We start from the raw sequence: 17,011 nt of genomic DNA, 5'->3' as shown, positions 1-17,011 counted from the left end.
CCGTTTTTAAAAAAGCAGTACTATTGCGTGACTGTCGTGCGGCCGGCTGTCAGGTCGTACTGCCGCTGCCGGAATTGTCCTGCGGCGGCGCAAAGACCGAGACCACCTTCTCCGGCAGATACTTGCTGCCCGACACGACGAGGTATTGCTGGCCGTCGACGGTCTCGAGCGCCTCGACATAGCCGCGCGCATAGACCTTGACGCCGTCAACCGACTTGCCGTTGGCATCCTTGCCCACCACTTCCAGCTTGTAGGTGCCGGCCGCCATCGCATTGCCCTGGCCGTCCTTGCCATCCCAGGCGACTTCGACGCGGCCAGGCTTGAAACCGCTGGCCTGGTCCGAGGTGACGTTGACCGTGCGCACCACCTTGCCCGACGAGTCGAGGATGTTGTACTGCACGCCCATCACGCCTTTCGGCAGTTCATAAGACCAGAAGGCGCTGCCGCCTTCGGCCAGCTTCACCTGTTTGTCGTCGACATCGACGACCTTGCCGATGAAGTTCAGGTTGGTGCTGTTCTGGCCCGCCTGCAGCATCGAGATCATCTTCTCGAGATTCTTATTCATGTTGATCTGCTGCTCGACCTGGCTGAACTGCACGAGCTGCTGCGTGAATTCGTTCGGATCCATCGGCGAGGTCGGATCCTGATTCTTCAGCTGCGTGGTGAGCAGCGTGAGGAAGGTGTCGAAGTCGCCGGCCAGCTTGCTGGCTGCGGTATTCGAAACGGTATTGGTGGTGCCGGTGGTATCGGTGACGCTGCTGACCATGACGGGGCTCCTGCGCGACGCGCCTTAAATGCGGATATCAAGCCCGCCGCGGGCGGCGGCCGCGCGCTGGGCATTGCTGGCGGCGAGCGCCGCCGGATCGGTGACGAGGCCGGTTTCGACATATTCCTCATGGCCACGGCCGCGCTGCCGGCCGCCGTTGCCCTGGCCTTCGCGGCCCTCGGCATTCTGGTTCTGCTCACGCAGGGTGAAGCTGAGCGAGCCGGCATCGGTTTTCAGACCGGCATCGCGCAGCGACTGTTCGAGCTGCTGCGCATCGCGCTGCAGCATCTGCAGGGTTTCCGGCTTGTCCGCCGCGATCACCGCCATCAGCTTGCCGTCATGACCAACCTCGAGCTTGACCTCGACCTTGCCGAGATTGCCGGGATCGAGCTTGATCGAAATCTTGTCGGCGCCTTCGGCAGCGCCCTTCTTGATCTGCACCGCGACCTGTTCGCCGGCCGGGATATAGGCACCGAGCTGGCGGGCCATGGTTTGCGTGGCGGCATGCTGTACCGCCTGCGGCATGCTGGTGCCGGGATTGCTCATCGGCGCGGGCTGCAGGTTCTGCTGGGTGGAATTGGCGGTGGCCGCGGCAGCGACCGTCGGCGTGGCCGGCGGCTGCGCATCGCTGCCCTGCTGGGCCTGCAGCGCGGCGGCGAATTTCGCCTCGGCGGTCGACTGATGATGCTGGGCCGTGGTGAGCTGCTGCTGCAGCAGAGCTTGCTCGGCGGCGGCATCGGCATCGCCCTGCATGGCCAGCAGCGAGGATTGATCAACCACCGCCTTCGGCGCGGCGGCCGTGGCCGGCTGGATATCGAGCAGCAGGCTCTTTTCGGTCGCCGGCTTCGCCGTGACGGCCGGCTGCGCCTCGCCCTGCGGCTGGCGCGGCAGTTGGCCCTGAGCCTGGGTTTCGACCTGCAGCTTGCCTTCGGCCTGAACGGCCTCCTGCAGGGCGGCCAGCTGCTCCGGCGTTATCGTCTGCTGCTGCGCCAACAGGGCGGCGGCGCTGGTATCCGTGCTGCTCTTGGCGGCAGCGATAATCTCGGCTGGCAGGACCACCGGCTGCGCCGCAGCCGGTGCCGCCGGCGTTTCGGCCGGCTGGGCCGCCGCAGGCAGCGGAGTGGTGGCCGCAGGCGGCATGTCCGTGGCGGATGCGGCAGCGGCCGGTGTCGCAGGCACGGCCGGCGTGGCCACCGTGGCGGCATCGGCAGGCGGAATGGCGGGGGCCGCAGGCGTGGCGGATGTGGCGGCCGGTACGGTGCTGCCGGCTGCGGCGGCCACCAGCTGGGGCTGGGCAGCAGCGGCGGCCGGGATGGCGGCAGCAATCACCACGCCGGCCTCGCCAGTCTGGGGGCCAGTCTGGGGGCCAGTCTGGGGCACGATCACCGGGGGCGTGGCCGGCTGGGTCTGCATCTGCAGCAGGCCAAGGATCAGCGCGGCATCCGGGGCGAGGGCAACCGCCGGCTTGCTGGCATCATCCTGGGCCGGCTCGGTTTCGCCGGCCGCGGGGGCTGCATCGGCCTGTTCGGCAGGTGGGGCCGCATCGGCGTCCGGGGCTGCATCGGTGGCGGCGTCCCGGGCCGGGGCCGGCTTGTCCTTGCCGGCGGCCGCAGGCTTGTCGGCTACTTTGCCGTCTTTTGCCGGTGCCGTGTTGTCGCGCGGCGGCGTGGCGGTTTCAGACGTCGCGCTTTCGGACGGGCGGACCTGGCTGGCCGGGCGGTTTTCCCGACGCGGTTCGGCGCGGATTTCGGTGCGGGTGTCGGACCGGCTCTCGCTGCGGGTTTCCGAGCGGGAGTCAGAGCGGATTTCGGTGCGGCTGGCAGCTTCCGGGCCGGTCGGCTCGGACGACCGGGTCACCGCCTTGCTGCCCTGGCTGAAAAACGCGTTCTGCAAAACGCGGGCGAAATCGCGCGCACGGCTATCGGTCTCCTCGGCGGAGCTGGAGCCGGAAGCGGCGGCGGCGGAATTGGAAAGCGGTGCGACCTGCATGGAATGCCTCATTCGTCGCCGGGGAAGAAGCAAGCGGTGGGCCAAGTCGAAAGCCAAGTATAACTACATGTTCTACAATGATATTTCTGCCACGCCCTGGGTCCACGCCCCATTCCGGCATTGCCGGGCGGCAATTTCTGCCGGTGCGCGAATCGTCCGGTCTGCCGGATCGCCGGCGGTCGCCTTCTCCCGAATCTGCGGCTATGGTCCGGCCCCATGTCCGATCCCGTCCAGACTGCCCTGCAGCATCAAAGAGCCGGCCGCCTGGCCGAGGCGGCCGAGATTTACCAGACTCTGCTGCGCGCCGATCCGCAGCAGCCCGGCCTGCTGCATCAATACGGCCTGCTGCATTACCAGGCCGGTCATCCGGCCGAGGGGTTGAAATACCTGCAGCGCGCCCTGGCCCTGCGGCCCGATCCGGCCTGCTGGTGCAATGCCGCCCTGATGCATATGGCCCTGGGCCAGGCCGCCCAGGCCATCCAGGCCGCCGAACAGGCTCTGCGACTGCAGCCCGATCACGCCGACGCCGCCAATAATCTGGCCCTGGCGCTGGGCATGCTGGGCCGGCTGGACGAAGCCGAAACCGCCTGCCGCCGTGCGCTGGCCTTGCGGCCGGATTTCGCCGAAGCGCGCTTCAACCTGGCCAATATCCTGAAGGACCGTGGCGCCTATGCCGTGGCGCAGGCGGAATACCGCGCCCTGCTGCAGCAGCGGCCCGATTATGTCGCCGCCCAGGTCAATCTCGGCGTTGTCTGCGAGCTGGCCGGCGACCTGGAAGCCGCGCTGGCTGCCTATCGCGCGGCGGCGACGCTGCGACCCGACCTGACCATGGCGCATTTGAATGCCGGCCTGGCGCTGCACAAGCTGCACCGCTTCCGCGAGGCCATCGCCACCCTGCGCGAGGCGTTGAAACGGGACGACACGCTGGTGGCTGCCCATATGGCGATCGGGCAATCGGCGCGCGAGTTGAACGACAGCGCCACGGCACTGGCGGCCCTGCGCCGCGCCGCCGAACTGGCGCCGGAGGATGCGCAGGTGAAGGCGGCGCTGTCCGGCCTGCTGAGCGCGCAGATTCCCGGCTGGCATTTTCCCATGCTGGCCGACACCGCGCGCAACGAGGCTTTCGCCGCGGCTTTGGACAAGGCGGTGCAGCCGGGCCTGACGGTGCTCGATATCGGCACCGGCTCGGGATTGCTGGCGATGCTGGCGGCCCGCGCCGGCGCCGAGCGCGTGATCGCCTGCGAGGCCTATCCGCTGATCGCCGAGACGGCGCAGGAAATCGTGGCGAAAAACGGCTATGCCGACCGCATCGCGGTGATTGCCAAACGCTCGACCGAACTGGAGCCCGGGCGCGACCTGCCGAAACCGGCCGACCTGGTGGTGGCGGAAGTGCTGGATGCCGGCCTGACCGGCGAAGGTATGCTGCCGACCATCCGCGACGCGCTGCGCCGCCTGGCCCGGCCCGGCGCGACGGTGATCCCGGCGGCGGCACAGGTGGTCGCGCAGGTGGTGCGCCTGCCGAACCTGCGTGCGGTGAACCCCCTGCGCGAAATCTGCGGCTTCGACCTGTCGCCCTTCGACAAATTCCGCAACCAGTCGGCCCATGGCGTGGTGCGACTGGATCACGAACCCTATGAAGCCTTGAGCGCCGTGCTGCCGGTCTGCCGGGTCGATTTCGCCAATCCACCAGACTGGGTGCAGCCACAGCAGATGGCCTGGTCGGCGCCGATCCTGCGGGATGGTACGGCGCAGGCGCTAGTCTTCTGGTTCGAGCTCTGGCTCGATGCCGAGATCATGCTCTCGACCGGACCGGACGGCGCCATGCGGCATTGGGGCCAGGCGGTATGCTGGCTGCCGGAAGACCGACCGGTTCAGGCCGGTGGGCAAATGGCGTTCCGGGTTACCCTGGCCGACACCTATTTCGACTTCGCCCCGGCTTGATGTGGCGCAAAGCTTTTTTAACGTCGCCCGGCTAGGGTTATATTATGGCTCTGCCACCGAAACAGACTCCCGGACAAGCGCCCAGCCGCCCGCCGGCTGGTGCACCGCCTCATGGCGCGCCGCCGCGTCCGCCGGCACCCAAGGCCGCTCCTCCCGCCGATAACGGGCCGGAGCCGGAAAAGCTCAGCCCCAGCGAGCTGGACGACGCCACCCATGCCGAATTCCGCCTGCTTTACGATGCGGCGGCACGCAATGTGCTGTTCGCCAAACGCCAGCAATGGCGCGTGGTGGAGTATTTCACCCTGCTCGGGCTTGCCCTGGTCGCCATCGGCACCGCCATGCCCTTTGCCGCCGATGTCGCGCGATTCGTTGCCGGATTCCTGGTTTTCGTCGGCTTCGTCAGCGTCATGGTGATCGCCATGCTGCAATCCTGGCAGGCCAACGAACATGCCAAGATGGCCTATCTGGTCGGCGATTTTTCAAACCTGGCGCGCAGCGCCCTGCGCCGCAAGCCGAAGCTGAGCGGCGACATCCACCGCTATTTCATGCTGCTGGTGATGCTGCTCTACGTCGTCGTGCTGGACGTGGTGATCTTCCGCCTGCTCGGCGACATCGGCCAGTAAGGCCGTTCACGCAAACAGATAGCTGTCCATCGCCAGCGCCCCCAGCGTGAAGCTGGCATGCAGGCGTTCGGCCGGGATGTCGGGCGTCGCCGCGCCAAGCGCGACATAGAGCGGCAGCAGGTGCTCGTCGCTGGGATGGTTCATCGCCGCATGGGGCGCAAGGCGCCGGTAATCCAGCAAAGAGGCATCGTCGCGCGCCTGCAGCTTCTCTGCCATCCAGTCGGCGAAGGCCTGTGCCCAGGGGGCAACTTCGCCGCGGTCTGCGCGATTCAACAGGCGCAGGTTATGGGTAAGCGATCCGGTGGCGAAGACCAGCACGCCCTCGTCACGCAGCGGCGCCAGGACCCGGCCGAGCGCAAAATGATGGGCCGGATCGCGATGCGACTGGATCGAGAGCTGCAACACCGGAATATCGGCATCGGGATAGATCAGTTTCAGCGGCGACCATGCGCCGTGATCCAGACCGCGCGTGGCATCGAGTTGCGCGGGAAGGCCGGCGGCCTCCAGCAGCGCCTTGATCCTGGCCGCCACATCGGGCGCGCCGGGCGCGGGATAAAGCTGGCGGTAGAGCGCCGGCGGAAACCCGTAGAAATCGTGAATGGTCTCTGGCTGCGCCGTGGCGCCGACTTCCGGCGTCTCGGTTTCCCAATGGGCCGAGACGGCAAGAATGGCCTTCGGCTGCCGCCAGTGCTGCGATGCCTGCCGCAGGAAACGATGCGCCGGCCGGTCAGGCTCCAGCGTCAGCATGGGCGAACCGTGGCTGACGAAGACGGACGGCAAACGGGACATCGGGCTCTCCTTCGGCGCGGCGCACAGACAGGACCGCGCCGCCGGAGCATCACCTAAGTCGGTTGCGGCAAGGCCGCAAGACGTTACTTCACGGTCACCAGCGCAGCGTTGCGAACCTGCGCGGGCGCGAAGCGGAACAGCGCGATCAGGCCGGCGAAAAAGGCCCGGGCGGCCGCGGCGCGCAGGGCGCGGGCGCGATCGGCATGGAATGCCATTTCCTCGGCGGTGATATAGCGGGTCGGGAGAGTCGTCTGGGTGGTCAGCTTGGTCGTCATGGGGAGGCCTTCCTCTACTGGGGGGCTGGAAAGAACGATAGGCCTACGCCATGTATTCATTAATATGGAAATATGGCAGTATTTGATGACTGAAATTCACAAATGAGACGGCCATGAACCGCTATGGCGAGATGGAAGCCTTTGTCCAGGTGGTGGAATCCGGCGGATTCACCGAAGCCGCCAAGAAGCTGCGCCTGACCCCTTCCGGCGTCAGCAAGCTGATCTCGCGGCTGGAGGACCGGCTGGGCGCCCGGCTGCTGCAGCGGACCACGCGGCGGGTCAGCCTGACCGCCGAGGGCCGCGCCTATTTCGACGAACTGCGCGGCATCCTGGCCGAGATCGACGCGGTGGAGGCCAGCATCGGCGGCGCCGAGGCCGAGCCACGCGGCCTGCTGCGCGTGAACGTGGCGCATGGCTTTGGCATGAGCCAGATCGTGCCGCTGGTACCCGATTTCGCGGCGCGTTATCCGAAGATCGACGTACGGCTGACCTTCACCGACCACATTGTTGATCTGGTGGCTGAGGGCGATGATCTCGGCATCCGCCTGAACGAGGTCCGCGACGAGAACCTGATCGCGCGCCGCCTGGCCAGCTACACGCGCATGATCTGCGGCGCGCCGAGCTATTTCGAGCGTCATGGTATTCCGCGGCGCCCGGAAGACCTGGCGCAGCATACGGCGATCCACAGCAACAACGTGGAGGCGCTGAACCGCTGGCCAATGCGATGGCAGGACGGGCGGCGCGAGCGCATCCCCGTGCGTGGCCGCATCTATTCCAACAGCGGCGACGCGCTGTTCCATCTCTGCCGCGAGGGCATGGGATTGGCCTTCCTGGCCGACTCGCTGGCCTATCGCGAGATCGCGGCGGGCGAACTGGTCACCGTGCTGGACGATTATCTCGATCGCCAGAGCTGGCCGATCTATGCCGTCTATCCGGCGCGCAAGCATCTGGCCGCGAAAGTCCGTGCCTTCGTCGACTTCCTGGTCGAACGCTTCTCGCCGCAACCGCCCTGGGTGACGGATCAGCCGGCGGCGCGCAGCAGCGCAGCGATGTCTTCGGTGGTCTTGTCGAAGGCGCAAACGAAACGATAGAGGCTGTCGGCTTCGCTCCAGGTGTGGAACAACGCGCCCTTGCTGCGCATCGCCGCCGCCTTGTCGGCCGGCAGTTTCGCGAACACCTCGTTGGCCTGCACAGGCCAGACGATCTCGGCACCCGCAATGCGGACAAAACCCTCGGCCAGTTCGCGCGCCCGCGCATTGGCCTCGCGCGCCAACTTCAGCCACAGGCCATCCTGCAGCATGGCGAGCAACTGCACCGAGAGGAAGCGCGACTTGGAGAACAGATGGCCGCCGCGCTTGCGACGATAGAGGAAACTCTCGGCCAGTTCAGGTTTGAAGAACACCACGGCTTCGGCCGCCATGGCGCCGTTCTTGGTGGCACCGAAGCTCAGGACCTCGACGCCGGCGCGCCAGGCGAGATCGGCCGCTGAACAGTTCAGCCCGGCCACGGCATTGGCGAAGCGCGCGCCATCCATATGCAGGCGCAGGCCGTGCTGGCGGCACAGGGCGGCGATTCCGGCAACGTCATCGGGCGAATAGACGGTGCCGGATTCGGTGGCCTGCGTCAGGCTGACGGCGGCAGGCTGCGGATGATGCTGCACGCCGCTCCAGCCCTGGCTCAGCGCGGCTTCCAGCGTCGCCGCCGCGATCTTGCCCTGTTCACCGGGCAGGCCGACCAGCTTGGCCCCGCCGGTATAGAATTCCGGCGCATTGCATTCATCCACCATGATGTGGCTGTCCTGGTGGCAGTAGACCGCGCCAAAGGGTGGCGCGATGCAGGCCAGCGCCAGCACATTGGCGGCGGTGCCGGTGGCGACCGGGAAAACGCGGCATTCGGTTTCGAACAGCCGCGAGAAGGCGGCATCCAGTCGCGTGCTGTAATCGTCGCCGCCATAGGCCGAGGCATCGCCGCGATTGGCATCCTGCAACGCCGCCATGATTTCCGGCGCGGCGCCGGCCACGTTGTCGCTTCTGAAATCCAGGCTGGGGGCGGCCATGGGAAATCCTTTTTTTATGATTCGGTCTGGAGGGGAATGGGATCGAAGCCGGATGCATCGGCACGCGGGCGGAAGGCGCGTGGCGCAGCCGCGCCGCTGGCATCCACCGCGCTGATCAACCACAGCATGGCTGGATCATAGATCATCGCCGCATCCCGCGCCGAAGGTTCGGCGCGGCCATTGGGATGGCTGTGCCAGTGGCCAACAACACGATCGGGCGACGCGGTTTCGCGCAACTGGCGTAACACGGCGACATGCACGGCGGGATCGAGCTCGAAATCACGGTCGGGCGATGCGGCGATGTTGGCTGCCGGCACGACGCGGCTGACCTGCAGCATTTCGCCGTCACCGCGCCCCAGCAGCAGGGCGCAGGCCTCGCGCGGAAAGGCGGCCTCGGCCAGGGCGGCGAGCTGCGCAAGCTGGACCCGGGTCAGCCGCAGCGGCATCACTTCTCGACTTGCACCGTGATGCTGCCGAGCGGCTTGAGCGTCTCGCCATCCAGGGCGTAGAGCCGCTCGGTACCGTCGGCCAGTCGCACCCTCAGCACAATACGGTTGCCGGTGGCCAGCACATCGGCGACGCGACTGTTCTTCGGCAGGGTGACGATCAGGTCTTCCACGCTGACGGCATGCGGGGCGACATTCCCCGTGGAAGCAGTGCGTTTCGGTCCGCCGGTCATGATCAGCACCAGCAGCAGCACGGCCAGGCCAACGAAGATGATGCCCAGACCGATGACGACAGCCTTCAGCCACCGTATCCTTGTCGCCTCTTCCGCCGTTCGCTCCGTCATTCCATCCGGTCCCGATATCAATGCCTGATTCCGCCACACCGCAGATCCTGCCGCCCGTGCCGCCCGAGGCCGCCGGCGAACGGCTGGATCGCTGGCTGGCGACAACGCTGGCGGGCGGCGAAGCCGATTTCTCACGCTCGCGCCTGAAAGCCCTGATCCTCGACGGCCATGTGCAGCTGGGCGATGGACCGGGCGGCGCGACGATAACCGACCCCTCGCGCAAGATCAAACCGGGCGAGATTTATGCGGTGACCCAGCCGGCACTCGTGGCGGCCGAGCCGCAGGCCCAGGATATCCCGCTCACCATCGTCTACGAGGACGACCAGCTGATCGTGGTCGACAAGCCGGCCGGGCTGGTGGTGCACCCGGCGCCGGGCAATCCGGAATCCACGCTGGTGAACGCCCTGCTGCATCATTGCGGCGACAGCCTGTCGGGCATCGGCGGGGTGAAGCGGCCGGGCATCGTGCACCGGATCGACAAGGACACGTCGGGCCTGGTCGTGGCGGCGAAGACCGACCGCGCCCATCATGCGCTGGCGGCTTTGTTCGCCGACCACGACATCGAGCGCAGCTACGACGCGCTGGTCTGGGGCCATCCCAATCCGCTGCAGGGCAGCATCGAGGGCGCCATTGGCCGTGACCCGAAGGACCGCAAGCGCATGGCGATCGTCACCCGCGGCGGCAAGCCGGCAGTAACCCATTACGAGACGCGGCAGATGATCTATGACGGCAAGGGCCAACCGGTCTGCGCCCTGGTGCGCTGCACGCTGGAAACCGGCCGCACCCACCAGATCCGCGTGCACATGACGGCCCGGGGCAATGCCCTGATCGGCGACCAGACCTATGGTCGGGCCCGCAGCCTGCAGCGCTTCCAGCTCGGCGATGCCGCCCGGGCCGCCCTGCTCGGCTTCAAGCGCCAGGCGCTGCATGCGGCCACGCTGGGTTTCCGCCATCCGGTGAGCGGCAAATTGCTGCGGTTCGAAAGCCCGCTGCCCGCCGATTTCGCCGCCTTGCTGAAGGTGCTGTCCAGCCAGCGCAACACGCCGCGCTGAGTCAGTTCAGCCCGAAAGCCGCGCGCATGGTGGCTTTCAGCGCCGCCATGGACTTCGTTCTGGCATCCGCATCCGGACCGCCGCTGACCCCAAGCGTGCGGCAGGCGGCCAGGGCTTTCTGATTGGCGCCTTCGATGGCGCGGCCGCCCGGCCCGTTGGTCATGACGCCGGAAGTCTGCTCGATCCAGCTGCGGTCGGGCTGTTCGACGTAAACGCATTTGCTGTAGTTCTCGCCATTGGCGATCCGGTATGCCGCGCCGGCGCCATCCCAGCCATGCTGGGCATTGGGATAGACAACGGCCTCAACCCTGCCGCCGGTTGCCCCGATCTTCGCGGCGTAATCCAGGCAGGGCTGACTGCCGACATAGGTGTCGGCACCGCCGATCAGGACCAGCATCGGCGCACCAGTGGTTTTCGGGTTAAGATACTGGGTGCCGCAGCTAGCATAGAATGGCACATGCAGCGCAAAGCGCGGCCCGCCCGGCGCGAACCGCTCGGCAACGGATACCAGCGCGCTCTGTAGTGCCACCGTGCCGCCCTTGGAAAAGCCGGTGATGCCGATGCGGGCCGGATCGAGCCGCGGGTGGCCGGCCGCCGCCTTCAGGGCGCCGAAGGCATCCGCCAGCATGTCGTTATTGGTCACCGCGCTCTGGTCCGCCACGGTGCTTTTCACCCCGCGTGGGGTGAAGGAATCCGGGATGATCGCGGCAACGCCCATGGCGGTGAATTCCCGCGCATAGGCATATTCACGCTCGTTGCTGACCCCACCGCTGCCATGGTGGATCAGCATGGCCGGCAGCCGGGTGCCCGCCAGCGCATCGGGCAGGAACAGTTCGGCCCTGACCGTGACCGGCCCACCCCGCGACGGACCGCTGAATTCGAGGATTTCCTTTTTCACCTCCGCCATGACCGGAAGGGCGGCCAGCAGAAGCCCGGAAAGAGTGAAAACAGCCCCGCGCATGGCTCCCCCACAGGTTGTCAGGCCCTGTGACAACTATCACACCGGGGGAGAATTCGGGCAATATGGACGGCGAAACTGCCGCACTTCCGCCGCAATCCCCCGCTTCCCTCATTGCAAATGAAAGACAGGGCACCCATTTCTGATACCGAACCGGGCGAGAGTCGAAGACCAGCCCCGGAGGGGGGAGTTTCCAGATCCATGAGTACCGCCGCCAGCCTACCCGCATTGTCCTCTGCCGAGGGCGGCCTTGCCCGCTACCTGGCCGAAATCCGCCGCTTCCCCATGCTGGAGCCGCAGGAGGAATTCATGCTGGCCAAGGCCTGGCGCGATCGCGGCGACGTGGAAGCGGCGCATAAGCTGGTAACCAGCCATCTGCGTCTGGTGGCCAAGATCGCCATGGGCTATCGCGGCTATGGCTTGCCGGTGGGCGAACTGATCGCCGAAGGCAATGTCGGCATGATGCAGGCGGTGAAGCGCTTCGACCCCGACAAGGGCTTCCGGCTTTCCACCTATGCCATGTGGTGGATCCGTGCCTCGATCCAGGAATACATCCTGCGTTCGTGGTCGCTGGTGAAGATCGGCACGACCGCCGCGCAGAAGAAGCTGTTCTTCAACCTGCGCCGCCTGCGCGGCCAGATGAAGGCGATCGAGGGCGGCCAGTTGACCCCCGACCAGGTGGAGAAGATCGCCACCCAGCTCAACGTGCCGCAGGACGAAGTCATCACCATGGACCGCCGCCTGGCCGGCGCCGACAGTTCGCTGAACGCGCCGCTGCGCGGTGACGAGGAAGGCAGCAGCGAATGGCAGGACTGGCTGGTCGACGAGACGCCGAACCAGGAAGCCCGCCTGGTCGAGGGTGATGAATTCGACAGCCGGCACAAGCTGCTGGCGGCGGCGATGGCCGACCTGAACGAGCGCGAACGCGACATTCTGGTGCAGCGCCGCCTCACCGAAGAACCGACCACGCTGGAAGACCTGTCGGCCCGTTACGGCATCAGCCGCGAACGCGTGCGCCAGATCGAGGTGCGGGCCTTCGAGAAGCTGCAGAAAGCGGTGCGTCAGGCCGCCGCCGAACAAGGCATGACCGGCGGGCCGGCCAGCGAAGGTTTTTCCGCCCCCGCGTAAGGCCGCCTAACGGAATCCTTCAGTTATCCCAGTCCGGCTCGTCATCGCCCGACAGGACCGGCGGCAGATCGAAATCCAGCGCATCATAGACCGACGCGGCCGGCAGGGATTGTAGCCAGATCGACGGCTCCTTGCCCTTGCGCAGCCAGTCGAGATTCTGCCTGGCCGAACCGGTCGGCGCCAGCAGAACGGATGGCACGGCCGGCACGGTCTGGCACGCCACATAGCGTTCGCATTCATGGCGGATCGCCGTGGCCAGGGTCTGGGCCAGCTTGCGCAGGATGATGATATCGCGCTCGCGCCACTCGCCGGCGGCATCATAGCGTTCGCAGCGGAAAATCGCGGCGGGCTGATTCTTGTTGTCGACCAGCAGCAGATCCAGCCGTGCCGTCACGTCCGCCGGCATGGCATTGTCATGCTCCAGCACCGGGGCGTCCTCGGTGGTCAGCGCGGCAAGGCCGGCCGAGGCCGCCTTGACATAGGCCGCCGTGGCCGAGCGCGGGATCACCGCGCCCTCATGGAACCTGCCTTCGCGGGCATCAAGCAGGCGCTGGCAGACCAGATTGCCGGTTTCGTCGAAGAACCAGATGCTGACCCGACCGACCGCCGCCACTTCGACGGCGTCGAGGCAGATCGCCTCGCACAGAACCGACATTGCGTTCTCGCCGATGCCGTATAAGGCGGCTTCCTGGGTCCTCAGCATGGCTACTCTCCGGGTGTGATGTGTTGGCACCACTTTTGTCCAGAGAGCCGCGCTGGCGATAGTTAAGGGTCGATAACGGCAGGGTTAAGAATCGATAACCTGAAACGGCAACTGAATACAGCAATAATCCCCAGTTCTTAATCCTCGAAGGGGTCCTTCATCAGGATGGTGTCGTCGCGTTCGGGCGAGGTGGAGAGCAAAGCGACCGGGGCGCCGATCAGTTCCTCGATGCGGCGCACGTATTTCACCGCCGTCGCCGGCAGGTCGACCCAGCTGCGCGCACCCTGGGTGGTCTCGCTCCAGCCTTCCAGCGTCTCGTAAACCGGTTTGGCCACCGCCTGCTCGGACATCGCGGCCGGGAAATAATCCAGCACCTTGCCGTTCACGTCGTAACCGACGCAGATCTTCAGCTCCTTCAGGCCGTCAAGCACATCGAGCTTGGTCAGCGCGATGCCGTGGATGCCGTTCAGCTTCACGGTCTGGCGCACCAGCACGGCATCGAACCAGCCGCAGCGGCGCTTGCGCCCGGTGACGACGCCGAATTCATGGCCCTTCTCGCCCAGCCACTGGCCGATCTCGTCGGTCAGTTCGGTGGGGAACGGGCCTTCGCCGACGCGCGTCGTATAAGCCTTCACGATGCCGAGAATATAGCCGAGCGAACCCGGCCCCAGCCCTGAGCCGGCCGCAGCCGAGCCAGCCATGGTGTTCGACGAGGTAACGAACGGATAGGTACCGTGATCCACATCGAGCAGCGAGCCCTGGGCACCCTCGAACAGGATGCGCTTGCCGGCACGGCGGGCCTCGTCCAGGTCGCGCCACACGGGCGCGGCATAGGGCAGGATTTTCGGCGCGATCTCGGCCAGCTCCTTGAGCAGCGCCGCGCGATCCACCAGCGGCGCGCCGAGGCCCTTGCGCAGGGCATTGTGATGCGCCAGCAGGCCATCGACCTTGCGGCCGAGCGAGGCGGTATCAGCCAGATCGCACACACGAATGGCACGGCGGCCAATCTTGTCCTCATAGGCCGGACCGATGCCGCGCCGCGTGGTGCCGATCTTCACGCCGCCATCGACGGCATCCTCGCGCAGGCCATCCAGCTCGCGATGCAACGGCAGGATCAGCGCGGCATTGTCGGCGACCTTGAGGTTATGCTCACCGATCTCCACGCCCTGGCCGCGCAGTTTGTCGATCTCGGCGAACAGCGCCCAGGGATCGACCACCACGCCATTGCCGATCACCGCCAGCTTGTTCTTGCGCACGATGCCGGACGGCAGCAGAGACAGCTTGTAAACATTGTTGCCGATGACAAGCGTATGGCCGGCATTGTGGCCGCCCTGGAAACGCACCACCACATCGGCGCGCAGGCTCAGCCAGTCGACGATCTTGCCCTTGCCCTCGTCGCCCCACTGGGCGCCGACCACGACGACGTTGCTCATCTCAGGAACCCTTCAGACAAAAAATTCAGACAGGCTGGACGGCCTTGCCGTCCCACCAATGGCTGCAGCCCGCCGCTTTGGCCGCTTTTTTCGTATCGCCGGCTTCCGGCTCCAGCGCTGCCCAGGTGGCATGGCCCTGGCCACGCAGTTTCGCGGCAGCCGACCGCGGCGTGCCGAACGGCAGATAGACCATCTGCAGCGCCGGGCGCGCCGGCAGGGCGCGCATCACGCTGTCGAGATACAGCGTGAAACCCGTGGCCGGTTCGCCGGCCGGCGTGTTGTAGCGGCCGCCACGGCCCAGTTCGCCACGCACGTTGCGGGCAAACAGGGTGAAGGCGATGCCGGTGTGATATTCGAAGCCGCGGAATTCGCCAGGGTCCAGCGTGACCAGCAGTTCGGGCGCCGCAGCCGACACCTCGCGCACCAGGGCATCGAGATCGGCGACGATCCTGGCGGCCGCCGGTGGCAGTTTCAGTTTCTGCAGGCCATCCAGAGCAGCGCGGGCCGGACCGGCCAGCGGCAGCAGCTTCAGCAAAGTGGGCGCGGCGGCACCGCCCGCCTCTTTCAGCTCGGCGGCATCCTTGCGATCCAGCGCACGGCGGGCGGCGCGCGCCTGTTTCGGTTCCAGGCCATGGGCTTCCATGATCGCCGGCGCCAGCAGAGGCTGGGTGATATCGAGCGACAGGCCGCTGACGCCCAGCGAGGCGACGGCTTCCGCCGCCAGCACGGCGACTTCCACGTCGGAGCCCAGCGCCGCGGAGCCGATCAGCTCCACGCCGGCCTGGGCGAACTGGCGCTCGGGGCGAAGCTGGGTGCCGCGCACGCGCAGCACCTGGCCAGCATAGGCGAAACGCAGCGGACGGGCGGAATCCTTCAGCCGCGTGGCGGCGATGCGCGCCACCTGCATGGTGATGTCGGTGCGCAGTCCCATCATGCGCTGCGATACCGGGTCCATGACGCGGAACATCTGGCCGGCCAGGTCGGCGCCCGATCCGGCCAGCAGGGTTTCCTCGAATTCGATCAGCGGCGGCTTGACGCGGGCATAGCCCTGGGCGGCGAAGGCGGCCAGCAGGCTTTCGCTGGCCTGGGCCTCCCATTCGGCGCGCGGCGGCAGAACGTCGCGCAGACCCGCCGGCAGCAGGCCGGCGGCCGCACTGGTTTCTCCTTCGCTTGCAGGACTGCGTCCGCGCGGTGCCATGATCGGTCGCTTCCGTTACTTGTGCTTGAAGACGGCCTTGCGCTTCTCGGCGAATGCGCTCATGCCTTCCTTCTGGTCTTCGGTGGCAAAGGTCGAGTGGAAAATCCGGCGTTCGAAACGCACGCCTTCGGCCAGCGTGGTTTCATAAGCACGATTCACCGCTTCCTTGGCGATCATCACCACTGGACGCGACAGCGAGCAGATCTTCTCGGCGGCCTTGAAGGCTTCATTCAGCAGCTCGGCGGCCGGCACGACGCGACTGACCAGGCCGGAACGCTCGGCTTCCGTCGCATCCATCATGCGGGCGGTGAGGCACATTTCCATCGCCTTGGACTTGCCGACGAAACGGGTCAGGCGCTGGGTGCCGCCGGCGCCGGGAATGGTGCCGAGGTTGATTTCCGGCTGGCCGAATTTGGCGGTGTCGGCAGCGATGATGAAATCGCACATCATCGCCAGCTCGCAGCCGCCGCCCAGCGCAAAGCCGGCCACCGCCGCGATCACCGGCTTGCGGCAGGTGGTGACACGTTCCCAGTTCTTGGTGATGAAGTCTTCCTTGTAGACGTCCATATAGGTCTTGGACTGCATCTCCTTGATATCGGCGCCGGCGGCGAAAGCCTTCTCCGAACCGGTGATGATGACACAGCCGATCCCGTCATTGGCCTCGAAAGCATCCAGGGCCTGGGCCATTTCGCTGACCAGCGCGGCATTCAGGGCATTCAGCGCCTGCGGCCGGTTCAGCGTGATCAGGCCGACCTGGCCACGGGTTTCCACCAGGATGTTTTCATACGCCATGACTGTTTCCTCTGGAGCGTGATGTAGCGGACGGTTTATTGGTTGGGCAGCAACTCGAAGCGCACGGTGAGCGCCCCGTCGCGGCCGGTGAAACTGAGCCGCAGTTGCTCGGCCTCGCGCCGGTACCGTTCCGGCGCCAGGGTTTCCCAGCCAAGCTGCGGCAGGGTGGCGGCATAGAACTGGCGCACGGCGGCAGCGGCGACGGCACCCCTGGCTTCGGTATTGGCGATGCGGCCGGCGGGTTTGTCGAACACCGTGGCGGCATCCGGGCTTTCCGCCAGGCCCGGCATCAGCGGCACGTCTTCAGCGATCGACAGGAAACCGGCGGTGGGCCGTGGATCAGCAGCCCAGGCCCCTGAGATGCTTGCACGAATCCCCGCCAGCGACAGACCGCCAAGGCTTAAGCCGATGACGACAAGTGCAGCTAGCGCCGGGACCGGGCGACGTCTCCAGCCGGGGCGGAACATGGCCGGGAATTTGGCAGGTCGGGGCGGGTTTTGGAAGTGCCGGGACGGACC

At 66.5% G+C, this 17,011-nt stretch carries 18 protein-coding genes; 5 read left to right on the top strand and 13 right to left on the bottom strand.

Going from position 1 to position 17,011, the window contains the following annotated elements:
• Positions 1 to 49 precede the first annotated feature (49 nt).
• Both Q1J79_RS11060 and Q1J79_RS11055 read right to left on the bottom strand, forming a co-directional pair.
• The gene (locus tag Q1J79_RS11060; RefSeq protein WP_300300179.1) at positions 50 to 766 is read right to left on the bottom strand and encodes a flagellar hook capping FlgD N-terminal domain-containing protein; all 717 of its coding nucleotides are present in this window, start codon (positions 764 to 766) and stop codon (positions 50 to 52) included.
• Positions 767 to 790: 24 nt separating this feature from the next.
• Positions 791 to 2,755 carry a flagellar hook-length control protein FliK gene (locus Q1J79_RS11055; RefSeq protein WP_300300177.1) on the bottom strand — a complete coding sequence of 655 codons (1,965 nt, stop codon included), beginning with the start codon at positions 2,753 to 2,755 and terminating at the stop codon, positions 791 to 793.
• 216 nt (positions 2,756 to 2,971) lie between these two features.
• On the opposite strand from Q1J79_RS11055, the gene Q1J79_RS11050 reads away from it, so the two are divergent.
• Together Q1J79_RS11050 and Q1J79_RS11045 are read left to right on the top strand one after the other, a co-directional pair.
• Positions 2,972 to 4,696: a tetratricopeptide repeat protein gene (locus Q1J79_RS11050; RefSeq protein ID WP_300300175.1), complete on the top strand. Its 1,725-nt coding sequence runs from the start codon at positions 2,972 to 2,974 to the stop codon at positions 4,694 to 4,696.
• Between the two features lie 44 nt (positions 4,697 to 4,740).
• On the top strand, positions 4,741 to 5,319 hold the full coding sequence (locus Q1J79_RS11045) for a hypothetical protein (protein ID WP_300300172.1): 579 nt from the start codon (positions 4,741 to 4,743) through the stop codon (positions 5,317 to 5,319).
• A 6-nt stretch (positions 5,320 to 5,325) separates the two neighbouring features.
• Here the strand turns inward: Q1J79_RS11045 and Q1J79_RS11040 are convergent, their stop codons facing one another.
• Complete coding sequence (locus Q1J79_RS11040; RefSeq protein ID WP_300300169.1) at positions 5,326 to 6,108, bottom strand: class III extradiol ring-cleavage dioxygenase; 783 nt, start codon at positions 6,106 to 6,108, stop codon at positions 5,326 to 5,328.
• Between the two features lie 83 nt (positions 6,109 to 6,191).
• Positions 6,192 to 6,383 carry a hypothetical protein gene (locus tag Q1J79_RS11035; RefSeq protein WP_300300167.1) on the bottom strand — a complete coding sequence of 64 codons (192 nt, stop codon included), beginning with the start codon at positions 6,381 to 6,383 and terminating at the stop codon, positions 6,192 to 6,194.
• Between the two features lie 113 nt (positions 6,384 to 6,496).
• Here Q1J79_RS11035 and Q1J79_RS11030 point away from each other — a divergent pair, with 113 nt between their 5' ends.
• Positions 6,497 to 7,474 carry a LysR family transcriptional regulator gene (locus Q1J79_RS11030; protein ID WP_300300165.1) on the top strand — a complete coding sequence of 326 codons (978 nt, stop codon included), beginning with the start codon at positions 6,497 to 6,499 and terminating at the stop codon, positions 7,472 to 7,474.
• Here Q1J79_RS11030 and Q1J79_RS11025 read toward each other — a convergent pair.
• The 3 genes from Q1J79_RS11025 to Q1J79_RS11015 are packed head-to-tail and all read right to left on the bottom strand — an operon-like array spanning position 7,405 to position 9,229.
• Positions 7,405 to 8,439, bottom strand: coding sequence for a low specificity L-threonine aldolase (locus Q1J79_RS11025; RefSeq protein WP_300300162.1), 1,035 nt, complete (start codon positions 8,437 to 8,439; stop codon positions 7,405 to 7,407). The genes Q1J79_RS11030 and Q1J79_RS11025 overlap by 70 nt on opposite strands.
• A 14-nt stretch (positions 8,440 to 8,453) precedes the next feature.
• Complete coding sequence (locus Q1J79_RS11020) at positions 8,454 to 8,885, bottom strand: M67 family metallopeptidase (RefSeq protein ID WP_300300160.1); 432 nt, start codon at positions 8,883 to 8,885, stop codon at positions 8,454 to 8,456.
• Positions 8,885 to 9,229: a hypothetical protein gene (locus tag Q1J79_RS11015; protein WP_300300158.1), complete on the bottom strand. Its 345-nt coding sequence runs from the start codon at positions 9,227 to 9,229 to the stop codon at positions 8,885 to 8,887. The genes Q1J79_RS11020 and Q1J79_RS11015 overlap by 1 nt, the downstream gene beginning before the upstream one ends.
• A gap of 20 nt (positions 9,230 to 9,249) precedes the next feature.
• On the opposite strand from Q1J79_RS11015, the gene Q1J79_RS11010 reads away from it, so the two are divergent.
• On the top strand, positions 9,250 to 10,281 hold the full coding sequence (locus Q1J79_RS11010) for an RluA family pseudouridine synthase (RefSeq protein WP_300300156.1): 1,032 nt from the start codon (positions 9,250 to 9,252) through the stop codon (positions 10,279 to 10,281).
• Between the two features lies 1 nt (position 10,282).
• Here the strand turns inward: Q1J79_RS11010 and Q1J79_RS11005 are convergent, their stop codons facing one another.
• Positions 10,283 to 11,242: a dienelactone hydrolase family protein gene (locus tag Q1J79_RS11005; protein WP_300300154.1), complete on the bottom strand. Its 960-nt coding sequence runs from the start codon at positions 11,240 to 11,242 to the stop codon at positions 10,283 to 10,285.
• 198 nt (positions 11,243 to 11,440) lie between these two features.
• Here Q1J79_RS11005 and rpoH point away from each other — a divergent pair, with 198 nt between their 5' ends.
• Positions 11,441 to 12,367 carry an RNA polymerase sigma factor RpoH gene (gene rpoH / locus Q1J79_RS11000; protein ID WP_300300152.1) on the top strand — a complete coding sequence of 309 codons (927 nt, stop codon included), beginning with the start codon at positions 11,441 to 11,443 and terminating at the stop codon, positions 12,365 to 12,367.
• A 19-nt stretch (positions 12,368 to 12,386) separates the two neighbouring features.
• On the opposite strand, the gene Q1J79_RS10995 is transcribed toward rpoH, so the two are convergent.
• The 5 genes from Q1J79_RS10995 to Q1J79_RS10975 form a co-directional block, all read right to left on the bottom strand.
• Positions 12,387 to 13,070 carry a hypothetical protein gene (locus Q1J79_RS10995; RefSeq protein WP_300300150.1) on the bottom strand — a complete coding sequence of 228 codons (684 nt, stop codon included), beginning with the start codon at positions 13,068 to 13,070 and terminating at the stop codon, positions 12,387 to 12,389.
• Between the two features lie 137 nt (positions 13,071 to 13,207).
• On the bottom strand, positions 13,208 to 14,503 hold the full coding sequence (locus Q1J79_RS10990; RefSeq protein ID WP_300300148.1) for an adenylosuccinate synthase: 1,296 nt from the start codon (positions 14,501 to 14,503) through the stop codon (positions 13,208 to 13,210).
• Positions 14,504 to 14,528: 25 nt separating this feature from the next.
• Entirely contained in the window at positions 14,529 to 15,701 is a 1,173-nt protein-coding gene (locus Q1J79_RS10985) for an ATP phosphoribosyltransferase regulatory subunit (RefSeq protein WP_300300145.1), read from the bottom strand.
• Between the two features lie 15 nt (positions 15,702 to 15,716).
• Positions 15,717 to 16,493, bottom strand: a complete 777-nt coding sequence (locus tag Q1J79_RS10980; RefSeq protein WP_300300143.1) for an enoyl-CoA hydratase — start codon at positions 16,491 to 16,493, stop codon at positions 15,717 to 15,719.
• Positions 16,494 to 16,528: 35 nt separating this feature from the next.
• Complete coding sequence (locus tag Q1J79_RS10975) at positions 16,529 to 16,960, bottom strand: hypothetical protein (RefSeq protein WP_300300141.1); 432 nt, start codon at positions 16,958 to 16,960, stop codon at positions 16,529 to 16,531.
• Positions 16,961 to 17,011: the final 51 nt, after the last annotated feature.

This window comes from Ferrovibrio sp. (assembly GCF_029255545.1).
GTDB lineage: Bacteria > Pseudomonadota > Alphaproteobacteria > Ferrovibrionales > Ferrovibrionaceae > Ferrovibrio.
Note: the sequence above shows the minus strand (reverse complement) of the source record. Positions and strands in the feature narration are given on the sequence as shown.